This is a genomic window from Pseudomonas sp. FSL W5-0299 (assembly GCF_005930655.1).
Lineage (GTDB): Bacteria > Pseudomonadota > Gammaproteobacteria > Pseudomonadales > Pseudomonadaceae > Aquipseudomonas > Aquipseudomonas mandelii.
The window spans coordinates 32433-49283 of sequence record NZ_RXHX01000017.1; the positions used below are offsets into that span (position 1 = coordinate 32433).

A 16851-nucleotide genomic window follows, 5' to 3' on the forward strand; every position below is an offset into this window, starting at 1 on the left:
CTCGGTTCGGCGACGGCCTCCTAAGTTAACAAGCCCATTCAATGGAGCCCGTCATGAGCGAAGACCTCAAGCCACCTGACCTCGATGCCTGGCAGCGCCTGTTCGAAGACAAGGCCTACTGGCAGCAATCCCCCGACGCCCACTACAGCGAACTGCTGCGGGTGGCCGACGACTTGCTGGGGCAGGGCGCCATTGACCTGGAACAGTGGCAGACCTTGAAGGCCAATGCCGAGCAATCCCACAAAGACTCGCCCGCGGTGAACGTTGCACAAGAAGTCGATGATCCCGAAGCCTGAGGAGAACCACCATGAAACCCCAATCCCCCGACACCGCCGAACACCCTGACGAACCGCGACCACCCGGCGAAGTCGAACGCGACAACGATGCCCTGCGCCCCACCGATCCGACCCGGCGCAAGGAAAGCGGCAAGGGCACGCAAAGCGGTGAATCCACCGCGCAAGAAACTGCAAAAAATCCCTGAACTGCGTCTATGCTGAGTTGCACAGTCGGCGCTGACCCTCGGGCCAGAGCCGTCTGCTGCCACCCAATCACAGGGAAAGTATGCTTATGAAACTCCACGCACTGACGAAAGCCATCACCCTCGCTACCTTGCTGTCTGCCACCAGCCTTGGCGCCATGGCTGCGGATATCCCGCTGTCTGCCGTTGTGGAAGCGGATCAAGTCACCACCAAAGTCGTCTCGGTCGACGCGGCTAATCACCGGGTTGTCCTGGAAGGGCCGGAAGGTCGTCAGGTCCATGTACAGCTGACCGATAAGGCGAAAAACCTCGGTAATCTGAAAGTCGGCGATCAAGTCGACATCAAGGTCACCAGTTCCGTCGCCGCCCACCTCGACACCGATGTCGACAAAGGCTTGCCAGGCACTGTCGAGCGCACAGGCGAAGTCCGTGCCGCCCCCGGCAGCGACAACCCGGGCGGCGAAGCCTACCGTCAGGTGCAGGTTCAGCTGAAAATCACCAAAATCGACTTGAAGAAAAACCAGCTGACCTTTGAAAATCCTGCTGGCCAGTCCAAGACCATCGACGTTGTACGACCCGAAGTTCAAGCAAAATTGAAAGACCTGAAAGTTGGACAGAGTGTCGTCGTGACCTACACCGATATCCTCACAGTGACCAGTAAACACTGAAGTTGAGTATTAGCTCTATATATTGATTGTTCTCGTACAGTTTTTTTGTATAAGAACAATCAGTTTTAATGGTCGAACTGGTGAGTTTTTGTTGTCGTACAAATAATATTTAAGATGACATTTAATTAATGTTGTATCGATAAATTTCATGATTATGTATGCGGACAACTTCGCCAACTTCCATTAAAATACTTCCCGTTCGCCCAGTGGCAAGGCTCTTTACCAGTGCATGGATTGCCGAGGCCATTACACTGGGCGAACACCTCCCGGGTGCGATACGCACCTGCAGCAATACATCAACGCCGAATCCCGCTTGCCGTTTCGCTACCTCAAACACACCTCCAAGCTGACTCGTAAACTCGGCAACTCCGATATTTTGCGCTGCAACACAACAAAGTCATCAACCTCAAACAGGCCGTGTCATCAATTACGGCATAGTCATCGCGTCGGGTGAATACTTTTCCCTCTGCCGCCTGGTCGGCCGACTGACCCGCAAACGCGGTTACGTCGAAGGTATGGACCTGTCATTTGGTAGCCATTCAGTCGCCGCTTTTAGTGGTGGAGCGGTCAAACCACAGCTTCGATCGGTTTCCTGATGAAGGTCGGGTACTGCCATTCGGTTCAGGGCCGGCGATTTTTTATAACTACGTTGATCTGGTATTGCATACCCGACGGAGCGGCATTTTCAGTTGAAGTTGAAGTTGAAGTTGAACGTGGGCGAGCAGCAGTTGGAAGGGGAATTGTTGTGTGATCGGGTGCGGGGGGGGTATCACATTTATCAGGTTGGGCATCGGTTTTTGCGCGAGGGTGGGGGTGTTTCGGGGGAATGAGATTTGGCGGGAGGTGCGGAGTAAAGGGCAGGGGAGTGAGGTGTTGGAGAATGAGCTGCTTTATAGGAATTGGGTGGTTGTTAAGTATGAGGTTGGGGAGAGTTTGTTGGTGGTGAATGGATGAAAAACGGGTGATCATAAGATCGCCCGTTTTTTGTTTGTTTAAGTTCGTGCCTGTAATCGTCGACCGATGACATCCAGCAAATCGCAGCCGTCGCGTAGTTGAGTTGCAATTACCTGAGCGAAATCCCGCAATAGCGTGGCTTCGCCAGTGAGTGATTCATTCAGTGCCATTGATTCCAGCAGTTGGGTCACGCTGCGGATTCGATGTGCCGCCGTGTCATGCAATACGTCGAGGGGAGCTTCAGTATCAATTAGCAGGGAAGGGATCATGCAGTCGATGCCGGTGATGGGCATGTATCGAGCCATGGCTGATTCTCCTTTCTCTCAAGACTCAGTGCCCGACGGAACGTCGGACGCCTCGCCGGGTGGATCGAGGTTATCCAGCGCTCGGTTTACCAGCAGCTCGCCCAGGACGGCCAATTGCTGAATCGACAGCGCGAGGCTGCGGTGTGAACCCTCGAGTTCACAGGCCAGGTCAGTGGTGAGAACGTTGAGTGAAGCGAGGGTTTCGCAGGCATGACTTAGCAGGGTTTCGGTGTCGATGTTGGGGAGGATGGTGAAGACGTGGCTGACGGGGTCAGGTTTTTTTGGGTCGCGGAGGCGGGCGCTGACGGCGCGTTGGGTGGCTGTGCTTAGTTCTATCGTGTCTAGAGGGGCAGCCGAATCCGAGAGTCCAGGGGGATTTGGGGTGATCTTTTTCATGGTGAATCTCCTTGATCAAATGGAGCTACCACTACTCGCTGTCAAACAAGGGTGGCAGCTGTGCGCGGGTTGACAGACCGAGGATCAAGGAACCCGGCGCACCCGAAGGTGCCCCACGCACAGCCGCCATAATACGGAACGGCGGGCATAAAAAAAGTGCCAACTGTTCACATGACGGCACTTGCATGCCTTGATAACGTTCGGTCTGTCAAAACCGGTCACTGATATGCAGCGACTGTCGAAGGTTATCGGCATGGGAAGCTGAGCGCAAGTTCGAATATACGCCGTAGCTTGCAGGAAATCTCCGACGTGACTGTCAGATGTATTGAAATCAAATGGGACGGATCTCGTGAAAATGGGGACAGATTTATTTTCTCTAGTGAAAATAAATCTGTCCCCTTTTTGCTCCTTTTTGCTCCCCTTTTTGCTCTTTTTGCTCTGATCTAACGGTTATCGGGCCACCTGATTTTTGGCAATCATATAGCTCAGCTATTTGTTGATTCTTCTGCCTTGCTTTCGTTTAGGTTTGCCTTGAAGTACGTCATAAAATCCTGCCCTTGAGCAAAGGCTTTTTCGATTTTCGAGCTTTGTTCTTTAAGCGCTGGGCTTGGCTTGGCCCATTGTTCAGACGGAAGAGGTTTGGACCACTCAGCAATGGAATCAGGTAGAGACTTCATACTGAAACGATGGTCCCACTCCGCCACCCAGTATGGAAAGCGCCACCAAGTGATCATGTGTGTCAGGTACCACCAACCAACTCCTAATGCGGAACGTTCGTTGTGCTGGTATTCCTCGTGCATGTCTTGTCGTTCTTTATCGAAGGTGTGGCGACCCTCGTAGGGTGCTTTACCAGGGCAGAACTCCGGTCCTTTTTCCATGTAGGTACGTATGGCTTCCCATTTGCCTAGTCCATGAACAGGAGTCATGACCTCCTGTGTGAGAAAGTGCACCGTATAGGCCTTGGGATTATCTAGGGCCATGCCAAAGGTGTAGCTACTGATTACGCCTACTCCAGTGAATCCGGTGCTGACTGAGATCCACGCAACCGTGTCTTCCCAAGGCTGGATCACGGCTTCGTCGGAGCCATTCGGGAAGAAACAGACCTCTCGGCGTTGACGGTTAAATCGGATGGGTCTCGCGCGGGCTTTGTTCCTTGTGGTGCTGATAATCGCGTACAGGCCAATCAGCGCTGCTCCCCCTCCACACCAGAGCGCTAGTGATATTCCGAACTCAAAAAAATCGTTGAAGTAAAACCAGAAGCTTCTGCCGAATGGGTTTATGAATGCTGCGAAGCCCATCAATGTTGGGAGAACAAATAGACAAACGATAACTACGACTGTTGGGAGTGACACAGCTAATCGTGCTTGGAAAGACTTTGTGAGATTGCTGCTACCCAAGTCCAGATAGGTGTCGTTGACTTCAACAAAACTTCCGCCGAGATCCATTGGGATTTGCCCGGTCGGAACTGGCAGCGGTGAGAAAAATAATGCTTCACCTGTGGCAAAACGACGAGTTTCACCCGCCGTGGGGCGGTGATTTTTGAGGTCAAGTTCGACTTGCTGTTCAGGTTTGGATGGCATGCAATTCAACCGAAAAAATGTAGGCGGTTTAGGCCACTACAGGGAGTCGTTAGTTACTAGCAACCAAGGGGCATTCGTGGCACGCGTCCTTAACACAGATACTGATTGAAGCAGCTTGCCATTCTGCGCGTTTAGGGTCGTGGTTTCGAATCGCTTCTCTCGGAAAGATTTATCACCGGCTACGGGGTGGTAGCGTAAAACGGTGAAAAAAGGGACAGATTTATTTTCTCTAGTGAAAATAAATCTGTCCCCTTTTTGTCAATTTTTTTATTTTTTGAATCTGTGAATTACAACTTCACTTTCTAGTTGGTATCCGGATACAAAATCCGATAGACCTGCGTTTACGATGTCTTCCCATCCGGCGGGAGTGGTTCCTATGTCATCTGTATATTCAAGCCATTCAGCTTCTTCAAATTTTTTATCACTAGCATCAAAAGTCTCACCTTGTTGAATAGAGACTTTAGTTATGTCTTTTGTGCATATATCAAACTCGCAGGCGGCTCCGTATATAGTGCCTTCTGGCGATTTTATAATTATCAAGTCTGCGCCTTGACCGTATGTGCTCACATATGCATCTGCAGCATAGAATATTTTTTCCATATGATCCTCACATCGGGAATGCGGTAACAACGTTATTTGTGTTTGGTTTAACTACAATTCTAATTGAGTTCAATACCGGATGACCGTCCGCTGCGCCTGGGAGTCCACCTTTAAATCCTGCATTTGGGTATGGGACATCGTAAATCCAGTTTCCGTTACCAGGTTGTTCGACGTATGGGGTTATACCATCGCGCTTGGCTATCGCCCACGCATTTTCCGTCGCTTTTATTGGTTCCTCTGTAAAGACACCATGAGGTACCGGTCTGGTGGGGTCGTCCGCGCCATGTCGACGTACGTGGTCTGCTCGAGTTAGTCCTTTTTTATCGACTCCATTCCAGTCCAAATCCCCATTTGGTTTATGGTTAATCGGTACTTTTGTCTTGGTATTTCCAGGGCATTGAGGTTTTGTAGTTACCAACCCCAACGGATCCACCCACCCCGTAGGGTTAGGCACGTACTGGTAGTTATTCAACCCACCCGCAAGCTTGATCGGATCCGGCGTCAGATACCGCCCGGTCCCCGGATTGTAGTAGCGATGCCGGTTGTAATGTAAGCCTGTCTCCGCATCGAAGTACTGCCCCTGAAAGCGCAACGGGTTGTCGATTTCAGCCACGTCGAGGGCTGCGAGGTTCCCGTAAGCGCGGTACTTGGCAGACCACATGATCTCACCGCTGTAGTCGGTCAGTTCCTGCGGTGTACCGAGGTGGTCGAGTTGGTAGTAATACGGTGTGGCCTTCAGCGGGCCTTCACCGTCGAGCATTGCCAGCGGCCGGAAGCTGCCCGGCTCATAGATGTAAGTGCGATATCGGTCATTGGCACTTTCCGCGATCAGGCGTTCGCCTTGCCACAGGAATTCGGTGGTGCTGCCATCGACGGTTTTTTCGATACGGCGGCCGAAGGCGTCGTATTTGTAGGTTGCGACGCTGCCACCCGGCAGGCTGGCGCCGATCAAGCGGTGCTGGCAGTCGTAGTTGTATTCGGTGACGAGTTTTTGCCCGGTGCCGCGACGTTCGCGGGTGAGGTTGCCGTAGGCGTCGTAGTCGTAGTGACGGTCGCCCTGCATCAGCAGACGGTTGCCTTTGACGTTGGCCAGGTTTGCACTGATTTGGTCGCCTTGGCCCAGCAAGTTACCGGCCGGGTCGTGGGCGAAGCTTTCCGGGGTGCTGCCGCGAACGTTGATCAGCCGATCGAGCGGATCGTAGTGGTAGCTGCGATTGCCTTTACGGCTGTCGTCGATGCCGGCGAGGTTGCCATTGGCGTCATAGGCGTAGCGGCGGCGGAACAGGTTGCGTTCCTGCTGGCTGACGGTGTGGGCCTGTAACCGGCCTTGTTCGTCGTACTGGTATTGGCTCAGCAACAGGCCTTGTTGGCGCTGTAGTTCGCGACCGGCGCTGAATTGATGCGTGGTCAGGCGCGAGCCGTTGAGGTCGATGCTGTTCAGTCGGCCGCCGGATTGGTGGCGATAATCTAGTTTGCTGCCATCGGGGAGGCGGCAGTGGCTGAGTTGACCGAGTTTGTCGTACTCGTAGCGCAGCGTGCCCCAGCCTTGGTGCTCGGTGATCAGACGATCTTGCAGGTCGTATTCGTAGGCGAGCGGCCAGTGGCCGTCGTCGACGTTTACGAGGCGCCCGAAGGCGTCGTAGCTGTAGTGAATTTCCTCGCCATCGGCCAGGGTTTTTACCAGCAAGCGGCCGGCGGCATCGCGTAGGTACTCGGTAATCAGTTCGCTACCGTCGTCGCCAAATTCGGTTTTCTTCAGCAGTTGGCCGTTGAGGTCGTACTCGTAAGCGGTGCGGCGACCGTCGAAGCCGGTTTCCTGCTGGATCAGGCCGTTAGGGTAATAGTCGAGGTGGTAGTGCTCGCCACGCTCGTTTTCGATCTCGGTCAGCAACAGGCGCGAGTTGTCATAGCGGTAGCGCAACTGGCTGCCGTCCGGGTTGAGACGGCGGCTGACGAGATGCAGGCTTTCAGCGTATTCGTATCGGGTAATGCGGCCGAGTTCGTCGCGCTCGGCGGTGACTTTACCGTAGGCGTTATAGGTGTACGCCCGGGTTGCGCCACCGGGTAGAGTGATTTGTGCGAGGCGATTGGCGGCGTCCCATTGGTACTGGGTGATCGCGCCGGTTTCTTCCTGACGGGTGATCTGCCGGCCCAAGGCGTCGTAACGGTATTTGCGCTGGCCGCCGTTAGGGAGGCTTTCTTCCAGCAGTTGACCAAGGTTGTTCCAGCCCAGTTGATGGCGGCTGCCATCGGGGTGACGGATTTCAAGCAGGCGGCCTTGGCGATCGTAGCTGTAGAGGGTGGCATTGCCGTCCGGGTCAATCTGTTGGGTGATGTCACCCTGGTTGTTGCGTTGATACTTCCACGTGGCTTTGCCGCGATGAACATCGCTGACGAATCCATTGCTGTATTCGTAAGTAACGGGTTCATCTTCTGGGGGGATGACTGCCGTCATAAGGCCGTCTTCGTCGTAACGGTATTCGGTCACCGCGCCCAGTGGATCTTTCTCTGCGATCAACTGGCCTTTTTCGTCATAGGCCTTGAGATGTTCAGCGCCGTCGGGGTCAACCTTGCTGATCAATCGCGCTTTATCGTCGTGGGTGTAGACCTCTTCGCTGCCATCGGCGTTGGTAACGGTCACGCTACCTTTATCGTCCCAGGCGTAATGCGCTTCCATCTGCGAGAAGCTCGCCCAGTGATGGATGCAGCGAGCCAACTTGCCTTCGCTCTCCCATTCCCAGAAGAAACTGGCGCCGCCTGCCAGTTCCCGCTCAAGAATCACGTGTTGATCGTCGTAGCGATAGTGCTCGGCTTCACCGGCAGCGTTCTTCGCTTCGATCAGGCGATGCTGGGCGTCATAGCTGTACGTAACCAACGTCTGGACGGTGTTCCAGGCGTCTTCCAGATTGTCTGCCGGAAGGAACTGCTGATAGTCGACGGCAACGATGTGCTTACGGTCATAACGCAAGAGCAGGGCGCGACCGGCACCGTTATCGAGGCGTTTGATCCGGCCGTGAATGTCACGGGTGATATGCAAGCGGTTGCCATAGCTGTCGCTGATGGCGATCAGGGTTGCGCCTTTGCTGTTGAAGCGGAAGTGGTAGAACGAAGGACGGTTGCCCGCCTGCGCCAGTACCAGTTCCGATGGGTCGTCACCGATAAAAATCGCAGCCCGGGACAGGCTGTTGGTGATGGCGGGGCGTTGCTGGCTCGGCAGCGGAAACGGCGTGGCGCGGTTTTCGTGGTCGGTCCAGATCACCTCTTCACCGTTGATTTCGACACGGTGTGCCAGCGCATGGCTCCAGCCGTAACCCAGACCACAATCGATTTCCACGGCGCTGGTTCGGTACAGACGCGTCCACTCAAAGGGCAGCAGACCGTCGAGTTGGCCATCGCTCAGCGTCAACAGCTCTTCACCGGTGACCATAGAAACAGGGCACTTGTCGGTGCAGGTTTTGGCGGCGGGCTCGGCACTCTTGTCGGCGGGCGTCTTTGCTTGCTTGGAAGCGTCGTCGCCGGTCTTCCCTTTGCCTAGTTTGGCGTTTTTCTTTCCATCAAAACGTAACTCTGCCAAGCCCTTCTTCATCTGCGCCGTCACACCACGTGCCGCAACTGCCGTGTATTTCGTGACGTATTCCATGAAGCCTTTGATGATCTTGAACACCGACTCCACAAAGCCGGTCACCGCCTTGATGATGATTTCACCGTACTTCTTCAACCGTGCGGCGAGGTAGATGACGCCAGTACCTTCAGCTGCAATGGTCAGGACGATCGAAATAACGATGTCGATGGCGATTCCGACGACCGCCGCGGTGGTCATCTTTGTGATGTCGCCAGCCATCTTCATCGGTGGCAGACCCGCGAGCCAGATAACGGCGCTGCGCACCATCAGGAACAGGGCGGCCTCGTCGCTGGCCAGCAACATGGCCTTTTTCATGACGTCGGGCGCTTGTTTGGCCAGATCGATCAGTTTCTGGGTGCCAGCACCGAGGTCCTTCGCAAACTTGCCAGGGTCTTGCAGGATATCCAGCACCAGACTGATGCCGTCCCAGACGCCTTTGATCGCTTCCCAACCGCCTTCAAGGATGCCGTTGCCGATGGCCATTGCGGTGCCGGAAGCCGATACATTCGACCATTGAGGTTTGAAACCGGCCCACTCTTTGCGCAGAAAACCTTCGAGGTCGGCGGTGAGGCCGCTATAGGAGCTGAACAGCGTATCGATTTGCGCGGGGGTCACTTCATTGTGAACGCGGATCTTGTAGAACTTGCCCGGAACACCACCTGTCCAGGCCGCTTTGCCTTGAGCATCCAGCTTGACCTTGCTGATCGCGCCACCTTCCACCGCAACGATTTCGACTTCGATATCGCCCAGCGGAATGTCATAGGCTGATTCGAACTTGCTCTCGATCAGCAACGGACCTTTGAGGGGACACTGAGCCACGTTCGAGGAGAAGTCGCCGTCAGTCATGCTGACCGATTTGCTGGTGTTGCCAACCTTTATCACTCGTTCCATGCCGAGCAGGGAGGGTAGGTCTGCTGTGCGGCTGCCTTTATCGGCGACCTTCGCGTACCAGGTTTTGGTTTGTTCCTGGTACAGCTTCAGACTGTCCTTGAACGTACTCAGTTGGTTGTCAACGTAGGCAACGCGATCCATCAGCCTTGCTCCAGAATCAGGTGGTTTAACAGTGCTTCATTCAGGTTTTTTGGAGCATCTGGGCGACGCACGAAACGTGCGATTTTCAGCTTCAGGTTGCTCTCGGGGTAAGCTGCGTAGATGTCTGGTCGTTCCTCTTCCAGCCATTGCATCAGGTTGCCAATCAGGGTTGACGGGTTTTTCTTGGCCAAGCCATCGAGCAATGTCTTGGGCACTTCCCACCAGGGCCAATCTTTCGCTGGCGGCACAACCCGCGGCCCAACCTCCAGACGCTTGCCATTAATCAAATACCGATCAAACATCGGCAGCACTTCGCCTGCCGCATCACCCAAACCTTCCAGAATCGGATAGATATGCCGTCCATCCCAAAACCGAAAAAACACCTCAGTCCCGTCGGGCATACGCACTTGGGTCAAGCTTCGAAGGTGTTCAAACACCACCTCCGGTGTGCTGGTTGAAACCGCCAACCAACCCCAGTCTTGCGCATCCGTTTCGGCAATCCACTGCAGAAAACCGGAGGTGGGTTTCAACTCGACGAGGTAGGGCATGACCTGTTGCCAGCCCGCGTAAAGCGTTCCGCCCCAGATCGGGGTCGCTTGGGTCATGGGTTCATTTTGATAAAGCGTCTTGAGCGCTTCAGCATCGCTGGCGGCGCTGACGATCAGGTACAGGCGTTCGTCTGCTTGCAACGGTTTTTCAGCAAGCCACGCCTGCGGAGTCAACAGATCAGATCGCACAAGCACCTGCCTTACACTTCTCGCACTCTTCACAGAACGGCGCATTCCGCTTCAACGTATTGATCTGCGCCGGTGTCAAAACCGCCCCAGCCTTATCCGCATCCGCCTGCTTCAACACCCCCGGCAACAACGGCGCCGCCCCCGTCCCGCTACCCGGCCCACCCCCGGAGTTCATGTTGATCACCGGCCCGCTCATGGTCACGCCGCCAGCATCGATCTTGATAAAGCTGCCACCCCCGATCAGCGTCAACTCACTGCCCGCTTCCAACACGACTTTCATGCCGCTGCTCAGGTGAATCTCCTGGCCCGCGTCGATGAATTGCCCGGTGCCAATCTTGATGTGCTGGTTCACGCCCACGGTCAGGTGGTCGTTGGCCCGGGCTTCGACTTTGCGGTCGGCGTAGACGGTGTGGTGTTCTTCGGCCTTGAATTCGCTGTAGCTGTTTTGCTCGACGGTGTCGTGGCGTTCGTTGCCGACGCGGATTTTCTGGTCGTGTTCGACGTTTTCGTCCCAGTCGCGCTGGGCGTGGAGGAAGATTTGTTCCTGGCCTTTTTTGTCTTCGATGCGCAGTTCGTTGAAGCCGCCACCACCCTTGGAGCTGAGGGTTTTGAAGGTGCTGCGGGTTTTGTTCGCCGGCAGCGGGTAGGGGACGACGTTTTCCTTGTGGTACAGGCAGCCGCTGATCAGTGGTTGGTCGGGGTCGCCTTCGAGGAAGGTGACGAGCACTTCCATGCCGATCCGCGGGATGGCGATGCCGCCGTAGTGGGCGCCGGCCCAGGCGGAGGAGACGCGCAGCCAGCAGCTGGTCTTGTCGTCGGCCTGGCCTTCGCGGTCCCAGTGGAATTGCACTTTGACTCGGCCGTGCTGGTCGCAGTGGATCTCTTCACCCTTGGGCCCGGTGACCACGGCGCTTTGGCTGCCGAGGATGCGCGGTTTCTTTTGTGTCAGCGGCGGGCGGTTCGGCACGTCCCACGGCGTGGCCTGGAAGCGGTTGCGGTAACCCTGGTGGAAGTCGCCTTTGAGGCTGGTGGTGTCGCTGGTCACCGACTCTTCCAGCACTTGCGGCTGTTTGCCTTCGTGCAGGACTTCGGTCAGCAGCCACAGGTCGTTCCATTTAGGCTTAGGGTGTTGAGTCAGGGCCAGGAAGTGGCCGCTGACCAGCAGCGGCTGATCGCTTCTACCTTCGGCGAGTTGGAAGTCGCTACGGTGGCGTTCCAGGTTGCGCTTGGCCAGGTGTTTGCCGCGCTCGCGGTCGATGAAACGACCTGGGTAATCGTAGTCTTCGAGGTCGGGTAGGGCGTCGCCACGGTTTTCGCTTTCCAGCGTCAGGCGAGGTTTTTCGAAGTCGTAGTCGCGGCGGGTGGTGCGGCTGGTGCGGGTTTCCAGGCGCAGGTCGAAGCGCTTGATCACCGGGTTGTTGGCCACCATGCCGGAGTCTTGCTGGTAGGCCACGGGGGCGAGTTTCGGGAACACCGTCTGGTCATCGCCGAACACCAGTTTGTGGGCCGTGGCGCTGTGCTGGAAGTGGTAGTGGATACCTTCTTCCTCGCACAGGCGCTGGATGAACTGCAGGTCCGATTCATCGTATTGAACGCAGTAGATGCGCTCGGGATAGATCGCCCCGACTTTGAATTCGTAGGCATTGCTCTGGATGCCATGCTCTTCAAGGACCGTGCCGATGATTTTCGGCACCGTAAGGTTCTGGAAGATGCGTTGGTTGATGCGGTGCGCGAGGTAGGACAGTTGCGGGCGCAGGGTCACCGCGTAGCGGGTCAGGCGTTTGCCGGAATCACCCTGGGCGGCGCGATAGATCTGGCCATGGATGCCGCTGCCGTCAGGCGAGAGCTGCAAGAAGGCCGGTTTGTGCAGCAGGGTCTCGAGGTCCAGGGACGGCTGTTCACTGACCAGCTCCACCTCAAACACAAAAGGCTGGCTGATGGCTTCCCGACCTTGCAGGGAAAGAACCTGAAAGTCGCTGGAAAGACCTTCGATGGTCAGGGCAAAGTGAGTTTGATTGGCCGGCGCGAACATCCCTTGTTCCTCGTGCAGTGCTGCGGCATGCGCTGACAGCCGGAAACCGGGTCAACGGACGCGAAATTCTGGAAGGGCGGAAACAACATCGACCAGCAGAGCTGGCCGATGCTTGTGACGGTCAGCCTGACTTAGGCGACCGGCAGACGCCAGTCATCGGAACCCGAAGTACCGGATACTTCGTGGGTCCAGGTGATTTTGCGGTAGGTGAATTGCACTTCTTCCAGGTGAGTGAAGTGCGAGTTCGACGGATCCTGGCAGTTGTGCATTTTGTTGTTGATGGCGACGATGATCGCGTCTTCCAGTTTGGTGGTGTAGTAATGCTCTTGGGTACCTTGAGCCGAAGTGCGGTACCACTGGATAACGATTTCGCTCATGCGCTCGCCGGAGGTCAGAGCAGCTTGCAGCAGTGGCGAAGCCTTGTCGTAGACCTTGGTGATCACGACTGGCTTGTGAACGCGCTGACCGGTTGGCTGGCCGGATTGTGGGTCACGCGGGATGATCACGTCGTGGCTGAAAGCCTGAACCATGACCTGGTCTTCGTGACCTTCTTGATAGGTGTTGCCAACCGAGTCGGCGGTGAATGCGCCGGCGGTGATCAGACCTTGTTTTTCGCCAGTGACGGACATGTACGCTGGAGTAGCCATGGATGTGCTCCTTGCTGAATATAGTGAGGGTGCCCGGGAGGCGGTATCGCCCGGTGGGTGCCTGACTGTTATCAAGGTCCGTGCCAGAAACGGTTAAGGCTATATAAATCAAGGTGTTGAGGCTTTTTTTAAAGTGCCTGGAAGGTTTTTGCAAGGAGCGCCGCATGAATGTGCGCAAGTTCTTGCGCAGCACTGCGCAAGAACTTGCGCACTTGGCCGGAGAGCCTGGCAGGCCGGGCGATCAGCGATCCTGCAAGCGCGTTTGACCCGAGCAGTGCGCAACTTCTTGCACAGCAAGGCTTTGCGCCATCACGTGAAGGTGTCTGGAACTCGGTGCAACGAATCGATGGGCTGAGTGGTCCATAAAAACAGCGCCGTCGAGCGTCCAAACAACCTGGAAGTGGAGTGAGAACGACATGAAAATCCTGATGGTTTTAACGTCCCACGATCAATTGGGCAACACGGGTAAGAAAACCGGCTTCTGGCTGGAAGAATTCGCCGCGCCGTACTTCGCCTTCAAGGATGCCGGTGCACAGCTGACCCTGGTTTCGCCCAAGGGTGGCCAGCCGCCGTTGGACCCGAAAAGCGACGAGCCAGATGCACAAACTGCTGCCACTGATCGCTTTCGCAAAGACTCCGCAGCCCAGTCCGCATTGGCGTCTACCGCGCTGCTGAGCACCGCGAGGGTTCAAGATTACGATGCGGTTTTCTATCCGGGCGGTCATGGGCCGTTGTGGGACCTGACCGAAGACAAGAACTCGATCGCGCTGATCGAAGCGTTTATCAAGGCGGATAAACCGGTCGCGGCCGTTTGCCACGCACCGGGTGTGCTGCGTCACGTCAAGGGTGCGGATGGCCAGCCGTTGGTCAAAGGCAAGCGGGTGACGGGGTTCACCAACACTGAGGAAGAGGCGGTGCAACTGACGAAGGTCGTGCCGTTTCTGGTGGAGGACATGCTGAAAGAGAAGGGCGGTGAGTATTCCAAGGGCGCGGATTGGGCAAGTTATGTGCTCACCGATGGCCTGCTGATCACTGGGCAAAACCCGGCGTCGTCCGAGGCTGCCGCTGAGGCGCTGTTGGCAAAACTCCGCTAAACACGGAATCTCAGCGGATTGAAGATTCTATGTGGCGAGCGAGCTTGCTCGCGCTGGGCTGCGAAGCGGCCCCAAAAATTCTCCGTATGACGGAGATTTTGTGAGTGCTGCGCACTCAAGCGGGAGCAAGCTCCCTCGCCACACATTGCAATCGGCTGGCAGTTCGTGGAGTCAAATCAGACGCGACAATCTCGAAGTCTCAAAACATTGTTCGATCGAACGCCGCTGCGTCTCGGCATACAAGCCCAATTCATCAATGGTCGGCCGCCCCAGCGCCTGTTCAAAGGCCTCCTGGTTCGAATGCACGCCATAATTCACCTGCGCCGCATCCCCCAGGTTCGACTGGAAAATCCCCGCCGCACTGACCGGCAGAAAATCTTCATACACCAACGGTTCGACCCGCAAGTACCCGCCGCTGAGCAAATCGTCTAGCGACAACGATTTCAGCTCATCCGCCTCCAGGCCTTTTTCTGTGACGAAATAACGAAAGTACGCCAGTTCCTGTTGGCGCATGCCTTCATACGTGTCAGGGAATTCTGCAAAGTGCTGCATCATCAGCGCGTTGTAGCGTGCGGCATTGGCCTCGTTGGGGAAGTCCTGCAACTCATCACGGGCTGCGTTGAGCAGGCGGTCGTAAAGTGCCCGGCCTTTCGGGGTGAGCGCCGCGCCACGCTGTTCGATTTCACCGAAGCGTGCGCTGTGGCTGCCGCGTGTCCCGGCTTGATCGGTGAAGGTAATCGGCTCGTCGAGCGCCTTGAAACTGGTCTGGCGCAGCAGGATCGGGCACTGACGGCGGGGCGGGCCTTCGATCACGGCTTTGGGCGTGATGCCGTGGGCGGGCATTTGCGCCTGGACGATGTCGATGTCCAGGGTACGCGGCGTCAGGTGATTGATGTGCGGGCCTTTGAACGCGACCACATCGGCAATCAGGCGATGCTGTGCGCTGAGTTTCTGGTACTGCTCGGCGGTGACCGTGGCGCTGTGGTGCCAGCGGAAGGTTTCAAGCGCCTGTTCGACGAAGTCCTGCGCCTCTTGTTCGTTCAGACCGCCTGCGGTTTCGGCGCGGTCGATCAGGGCAAGGGCTGTGGGGGTGAAGATCTGGCGTTTATCCAGTACCGATTGAGCGAAGGCTCGCAGCTCCAGGTCTTCGATCAGTTCCAGGCGCAGCAGTGAGGTGAACACCCGGAACGGGCTGACTTGCAGGGCGGTTTCATGCACGGCGCGGAACGCGGTGGAGTGCACCGGCACGCCGGCCGGGGTCAGGTCGTAATAGCCCACGGGCTGCATGCCCATGACCGCGAACAATCGGGCGAGGGTGGCCAGTTCGCCAGCGGTGCCGACGCGGATTGCGCCGTGACGCTCCAGGTCCAGCCGCTCGATTTCGCCGGTGCTGTTCAGCTGGCGGGCCACCTGCGGATCGCTGTCGAGCACGTGACGGTTGGTCTGCTCCACGAGCTTCATCAGCGCGCCGTACAGCGGCACTTCTTCGCGGTACATGTCGGACATCGCTTTGGAGAAGCGTTGGCGGATCAGGTCAGGGCTGACGAAGCTTGGGTGGCTCATGAAAAAAATTCCTGGCGCGGTGACGTGAAGGATGGGGGAAAAGATCGCAGCCTTCTGCAACGCCGACAAACGAAGAATCTTACGGACTTCATTCTGCCAAGGACTGCTTCGCACTATTGGTTGCCCACAAACCCTGTAGGAGCGAGCGGGCGGCGGTCCTGCAGGATTGATTGGGGATTACAGGTGCGAACGGCTCTCCGAACGCAGCGATCCGAGGAACTCCCGATACAACCGCGCCGTATTGGCCGGTTGTTCGACCATCGGCATATGGCCAATGTGGTCCCAGATGTCCACGCGCAAATCAGCAATGCCTTTACTCCAGACCGCCACGCTGCTGACATCGATCAGACGGTCCTTGCGCCCCCACAGCAGCAGCGCCGGGCACTTGATGTCTGGGAGTTTGGGCTCCATCGGCGGGCTGGCGCGGAAGTCGTTGAAGATTTCTTCCAGCTCATCACGACTCTGTTCATAACGCTGGGCGATGGCGTCCAGCACCACGCCCGGCACCCACGGCGGCTCGGCCATGGTCATGGCGTAGAAGCGCTGGAATTCTTCCCGCGAGTTGATCAGAAACGGGTTGTGCCCCTTGGCCAGATGTCGCTCCAGGTCGCTGGCCTCGGGGGCGGTGACGCCAGCCGGGTCGATCAGGGCGACGGAGGCAATCCGGTCCGGGTACGTCGCCGCCAGCCACGCGGCGATGTAGCCGCCCATCGAATTGCCGATCACATGGACTTTCTCGACTCCGCAAACGTCCAGCAGCTGAATCATCCGCTTGGCCTGCAGCGGGATGTCATAGCCGCCACCGGCCTTGAAGCCGGTTTCGCCGTGACCGGCGATGTCCGGGATGATCACCCGATAGTTGCCGACAAAATGCCGGGCGAAGCGCAGCCAGATGTTCTTGTCGGCGCTGTAGCCGTGCAGCATCAGCACACTGCTGGACGCTTCATAGGGCCCGCCTTGCCAGGTCGAGACGGTCATTTCCGTGATGGGTACGACGATTTTGTGCAGCCGATACAGCTTGGCTTCCAGGGCCATATTCAGGTCATAGAGCCAATAGCCGATGGCCGGGTAACTCAGCCAGCTCCAGGCCACAAAAACCGCGATAAGGACAACCAACACAAGCATCAGGCATCTTCCTTTTAC

At 56.5% G+C, this 16851-nt stretch carries 14 protein-coding genes and 1 pseudogene; 5 read left to right on the forward strand and 10 right to left on the reverse strand.

The window, feature by feature from the left end; genetic code table 11:
* Positions 1–53: 53 nt before the first annotated feature.
* The 4 genes and pseudogenes from FHL16_RS19870 to FHL16_RS34810 form a co-directional block, all read left to right on the forward strand.
* Positions 54–296, forward strand: a complete 243-nt coding sequence (locus FHL16_RS19870; protein ID WP_010455605.1) for a hypothetical protein — start codon at positions 54–56, stop codon at positions 294–296.
* Positions 297–307: 11 nt separating this feature from the next.
* Complete coding sequence (locus tag FHL16_RS34070; RefSeq protein WP_010455603.1) at positions 308–481, forward strand: hypothetical protein; 174 nt, start codon at positions 308–310, stop codon at positions 479–481.
* Between the two features lie 86 nt (positions 482–567).
* Complete coding sequence (locus FHL16_RS19875; protein ID WP_010455601.1) at positions 568–1146, forward strand: hypothetical protein; 579 nt, start codon at positions 568–570, stop codon at positions 1144–1146.
* Positions 1147–1450: 304 nt separating this feature from the next.
* A pseudogene (locus FHL16_RS34810) lies at positions 1451–2100 on the forward strand (VanW family protein); the annotation flags it as partial.
* 38 nt (positions 2101–2138) lie between these two features.
* Here FHL16_RS34810 and FHL16_RS19885 read toward each other — a convergent pair.
* From FHL16_RS19885 to FHL16_RS19920, 8 genes are all read right to left on the reverse strand, one after another.
* The gene (locus FHL16_RS19885; protein ID WP_077749060.1) at positions 2139–2405 is read right to left on the reverse strand and encodes a hypothetical protein; all 267 of its coding nucleotides are present in this window, start codon (positions 2403–2405) and stop codon (positions 2139–2141) included.
* Between the two features lie 18 nt (positions 2406–2423).
* Positions 2424–2801, reverse strand: coding sequence for a DUF6124 family protein (locus tag FHL16_RS19890; protein ID WP_077749061.1), 378 nt, complete (start codon positions 2799–2801; stop codon positions 2424–2426).
* 485 nt (positions 2802–3286) lie between these two features.
* A complete protein-coding gene (locus FHL16_RS19895; RefSeq protein WP_342212508.1) occupies positions 3287–4381 on the reverse strand; it encodes a DUF6708 domain-containing protein in 1095 nt (364 codons plus the stop codon).
* Positions 4382–4648: 267 nt separating this feature from the next.
* The gene (locus FHL16_RS19900; protein WP_010455584.1) at positions 4649–4981 is read right to left on the reverse strand and encodes a hypothetical protein; all 333 of its coding nucleotides are present in this window, start codon (positions 4979–4981) and stop codon (positions 4649–4651) included.
* Positions 4982–4988: 7 nt separating this feature from the next.
* Entirely contained in the window at positions 4989–9635 is a 4647-nt protein-coding gene (locus FHL16_RS19905) for an RHS repeat-associated core domain-containing protein (RefSeq protein ID WP_077749063.1), read from the reverse strand.
* Positions 9635–10372, reverse strand: coding sequence for a DUF4123 domain-containing protein (locus tag FHL16_RS19910; RefSeq protein ID WP_077749064.1), 738 nt, complete (start codon positions 10370–10372; stop codon positions 9635–9637). The genes FHL16_RS19905 and FHL16_RS19910 overlap by 1 nt, the downstream gene beginning before the upstream one ends.
* Positions 10362–12404: a type VI secretion system Vgr family protein gene (gene tssI, locus FHL16_RS19915; protein ID WP_077749065.1), complete on the reverse strand. Its 2043-nt coding sequence runs from the start codon at positions 12402–12404 to the stop codon at positions 10362–10364. Before tssI ends, FHL16_RS19910 begins: the two co-directional genes overlap by 11 nt.
* A 131-nt stretch (positions 12405–12535) precedes the next feature.
* Positions 12536–13051: an Hcp family type VI secretion system effector gene (locus FHL16_RS19920; RefSeq protein WP_033058787.1), complete on the reverse strand. Its 516-nt coding sequence runs from the start codon at positions 13049–13051 to the stop codon at positions 12536–12538.
* Positions 13052–13467: 416 nt separating this feature from the next.
* Here FHL16_RS19920 and FHL16_RS19925 point away from each other — a divergent pair, with 416 nt between their 5' ends.
* A complete protein-coding gene (locus FHL16_RS19925; protein WP_010455574.1) occupies positions 13468–14145 on the forward strand; it encodes a type 1 glutamine amidotransferase domain-containing protein in 678 nt (225 codons plus the stop codon).
* 171 nt (positions 14146–14316) lie between these two features.
* On the opposite strand, the gene hglS is transcribed toward FHL16_RS19925, so the two are convergent.
* Positions 14317–15708, reverse strand: coding sequence for a 2-oxoadipate dioxygenase/decarboxylase HglS (gene hglS / locus FHL16_RS19935; RefSeq protein ID WP_077749066.1), 1392 nt, complete (start codon positions 15706–15708; stop codon positions 14317–14319).
* A 177-nt stretch (positions 15709–15885) separates the two neighbouring features.
* Positions 15886–16833 (reverse strand): alpha/beta fold hydrolase, encoded by a 948-nt coding sequence (locus tag FHL16_RS19940; RefSeq protein WP_010455571.1) that lies wholly within the window; start codon positions 16831–16833, stop codon positions 15886–15888.
* Between the last annotated feature and the right edge of the window lie 18 nt (positions 16834–16851).

Coding starts and splice junctions, on each gene's coding strand:
- FHL16_RS19870 (WP_010455605.1), top strand. CDS start 54: ATGAGCGAAGACCTCAAGCCACCTGACCTCGATGCCTGGCAGCGCCTG.
- FHL16_RS34070 (WP_010455603.1), top strand. CDS start 308: ATGAAACCCCAATCCCCCGACACCGCCGAACACCCTGACGAACCGCGA.
- FHL16_RS19875 (WP_010455601.1), top strand. CDS start 568: ATGAAACTCCACGCACTGACGAAAGCCATCACCCTCGCTACCTTGCTG.
- FHL16_RS19885 (WP_077749060.1), bottom strand. CDS start 2,405: ATGGCTCGATACATGCCCATCACCGGCATCGACTGCATGATCCCTTCC.
- FHL16_RS19890 (WP_077749061.1), bottom strand. CDS start 2,801: ATGAAAAAGATCACCCCAAATCCCCCTGGACTCTCGGATTCGGCTGCC.
- FHL16_RS19895 (WP_342212508.1), bottom strand. CDS start 4,381: ATGCCATCCAAACCTGAACAGCAAGTCGAACTTGACCTCAAAAATCAC.
- FHL16_RS19900 (WP_010455584.1), bottom strand. CDS start 4,981: ATGGAAAAAATATTCTATGCTGCAGATGCATATGTGAGCACATACGGT.
- FHL16_RS19905 (WP_077749063.1), bottom strand. CDS start 9,635: ATGGATCGCGTTGCCTACGTTGACAACCAACTGAGTACGTTCAAGGAC.
- tssI (WP_077749065.1), bottom strand. CDS start 12,404: ATGTTCGCGCCGGCCAATCAAACTCACTTTGCCCTGACCATCGAAGGT.
- FHL16_RS19920 (WP_033058787.1), bottom strand. CDS start 13,051: ATGGCTACTCCAGCGTACATGTCCGTCACTGGCGAAAAACAAGGTCTG.
- FHL16_RS19925 (WP_010455574.1), top strand. CDS start 13,468: ATGAAAATCCTGATGGTTTTAACGTCCCACGATCAATTGGGCAACACG.
- hglS (WP_077749066.1), bottom strand. CDS start 15,708: ATGAGCCACCCAAGCTTCGTCAGCCCTGACCTGATCCGCCAACGCTTC.
- FHL16_RS19940 (WP_010455571.1), bottom strand. CDS start 16,833: ATGCTTGTGTTGGTTGTCCTTATCGCGGTTTTTGTGGCCTGGAGCTGG.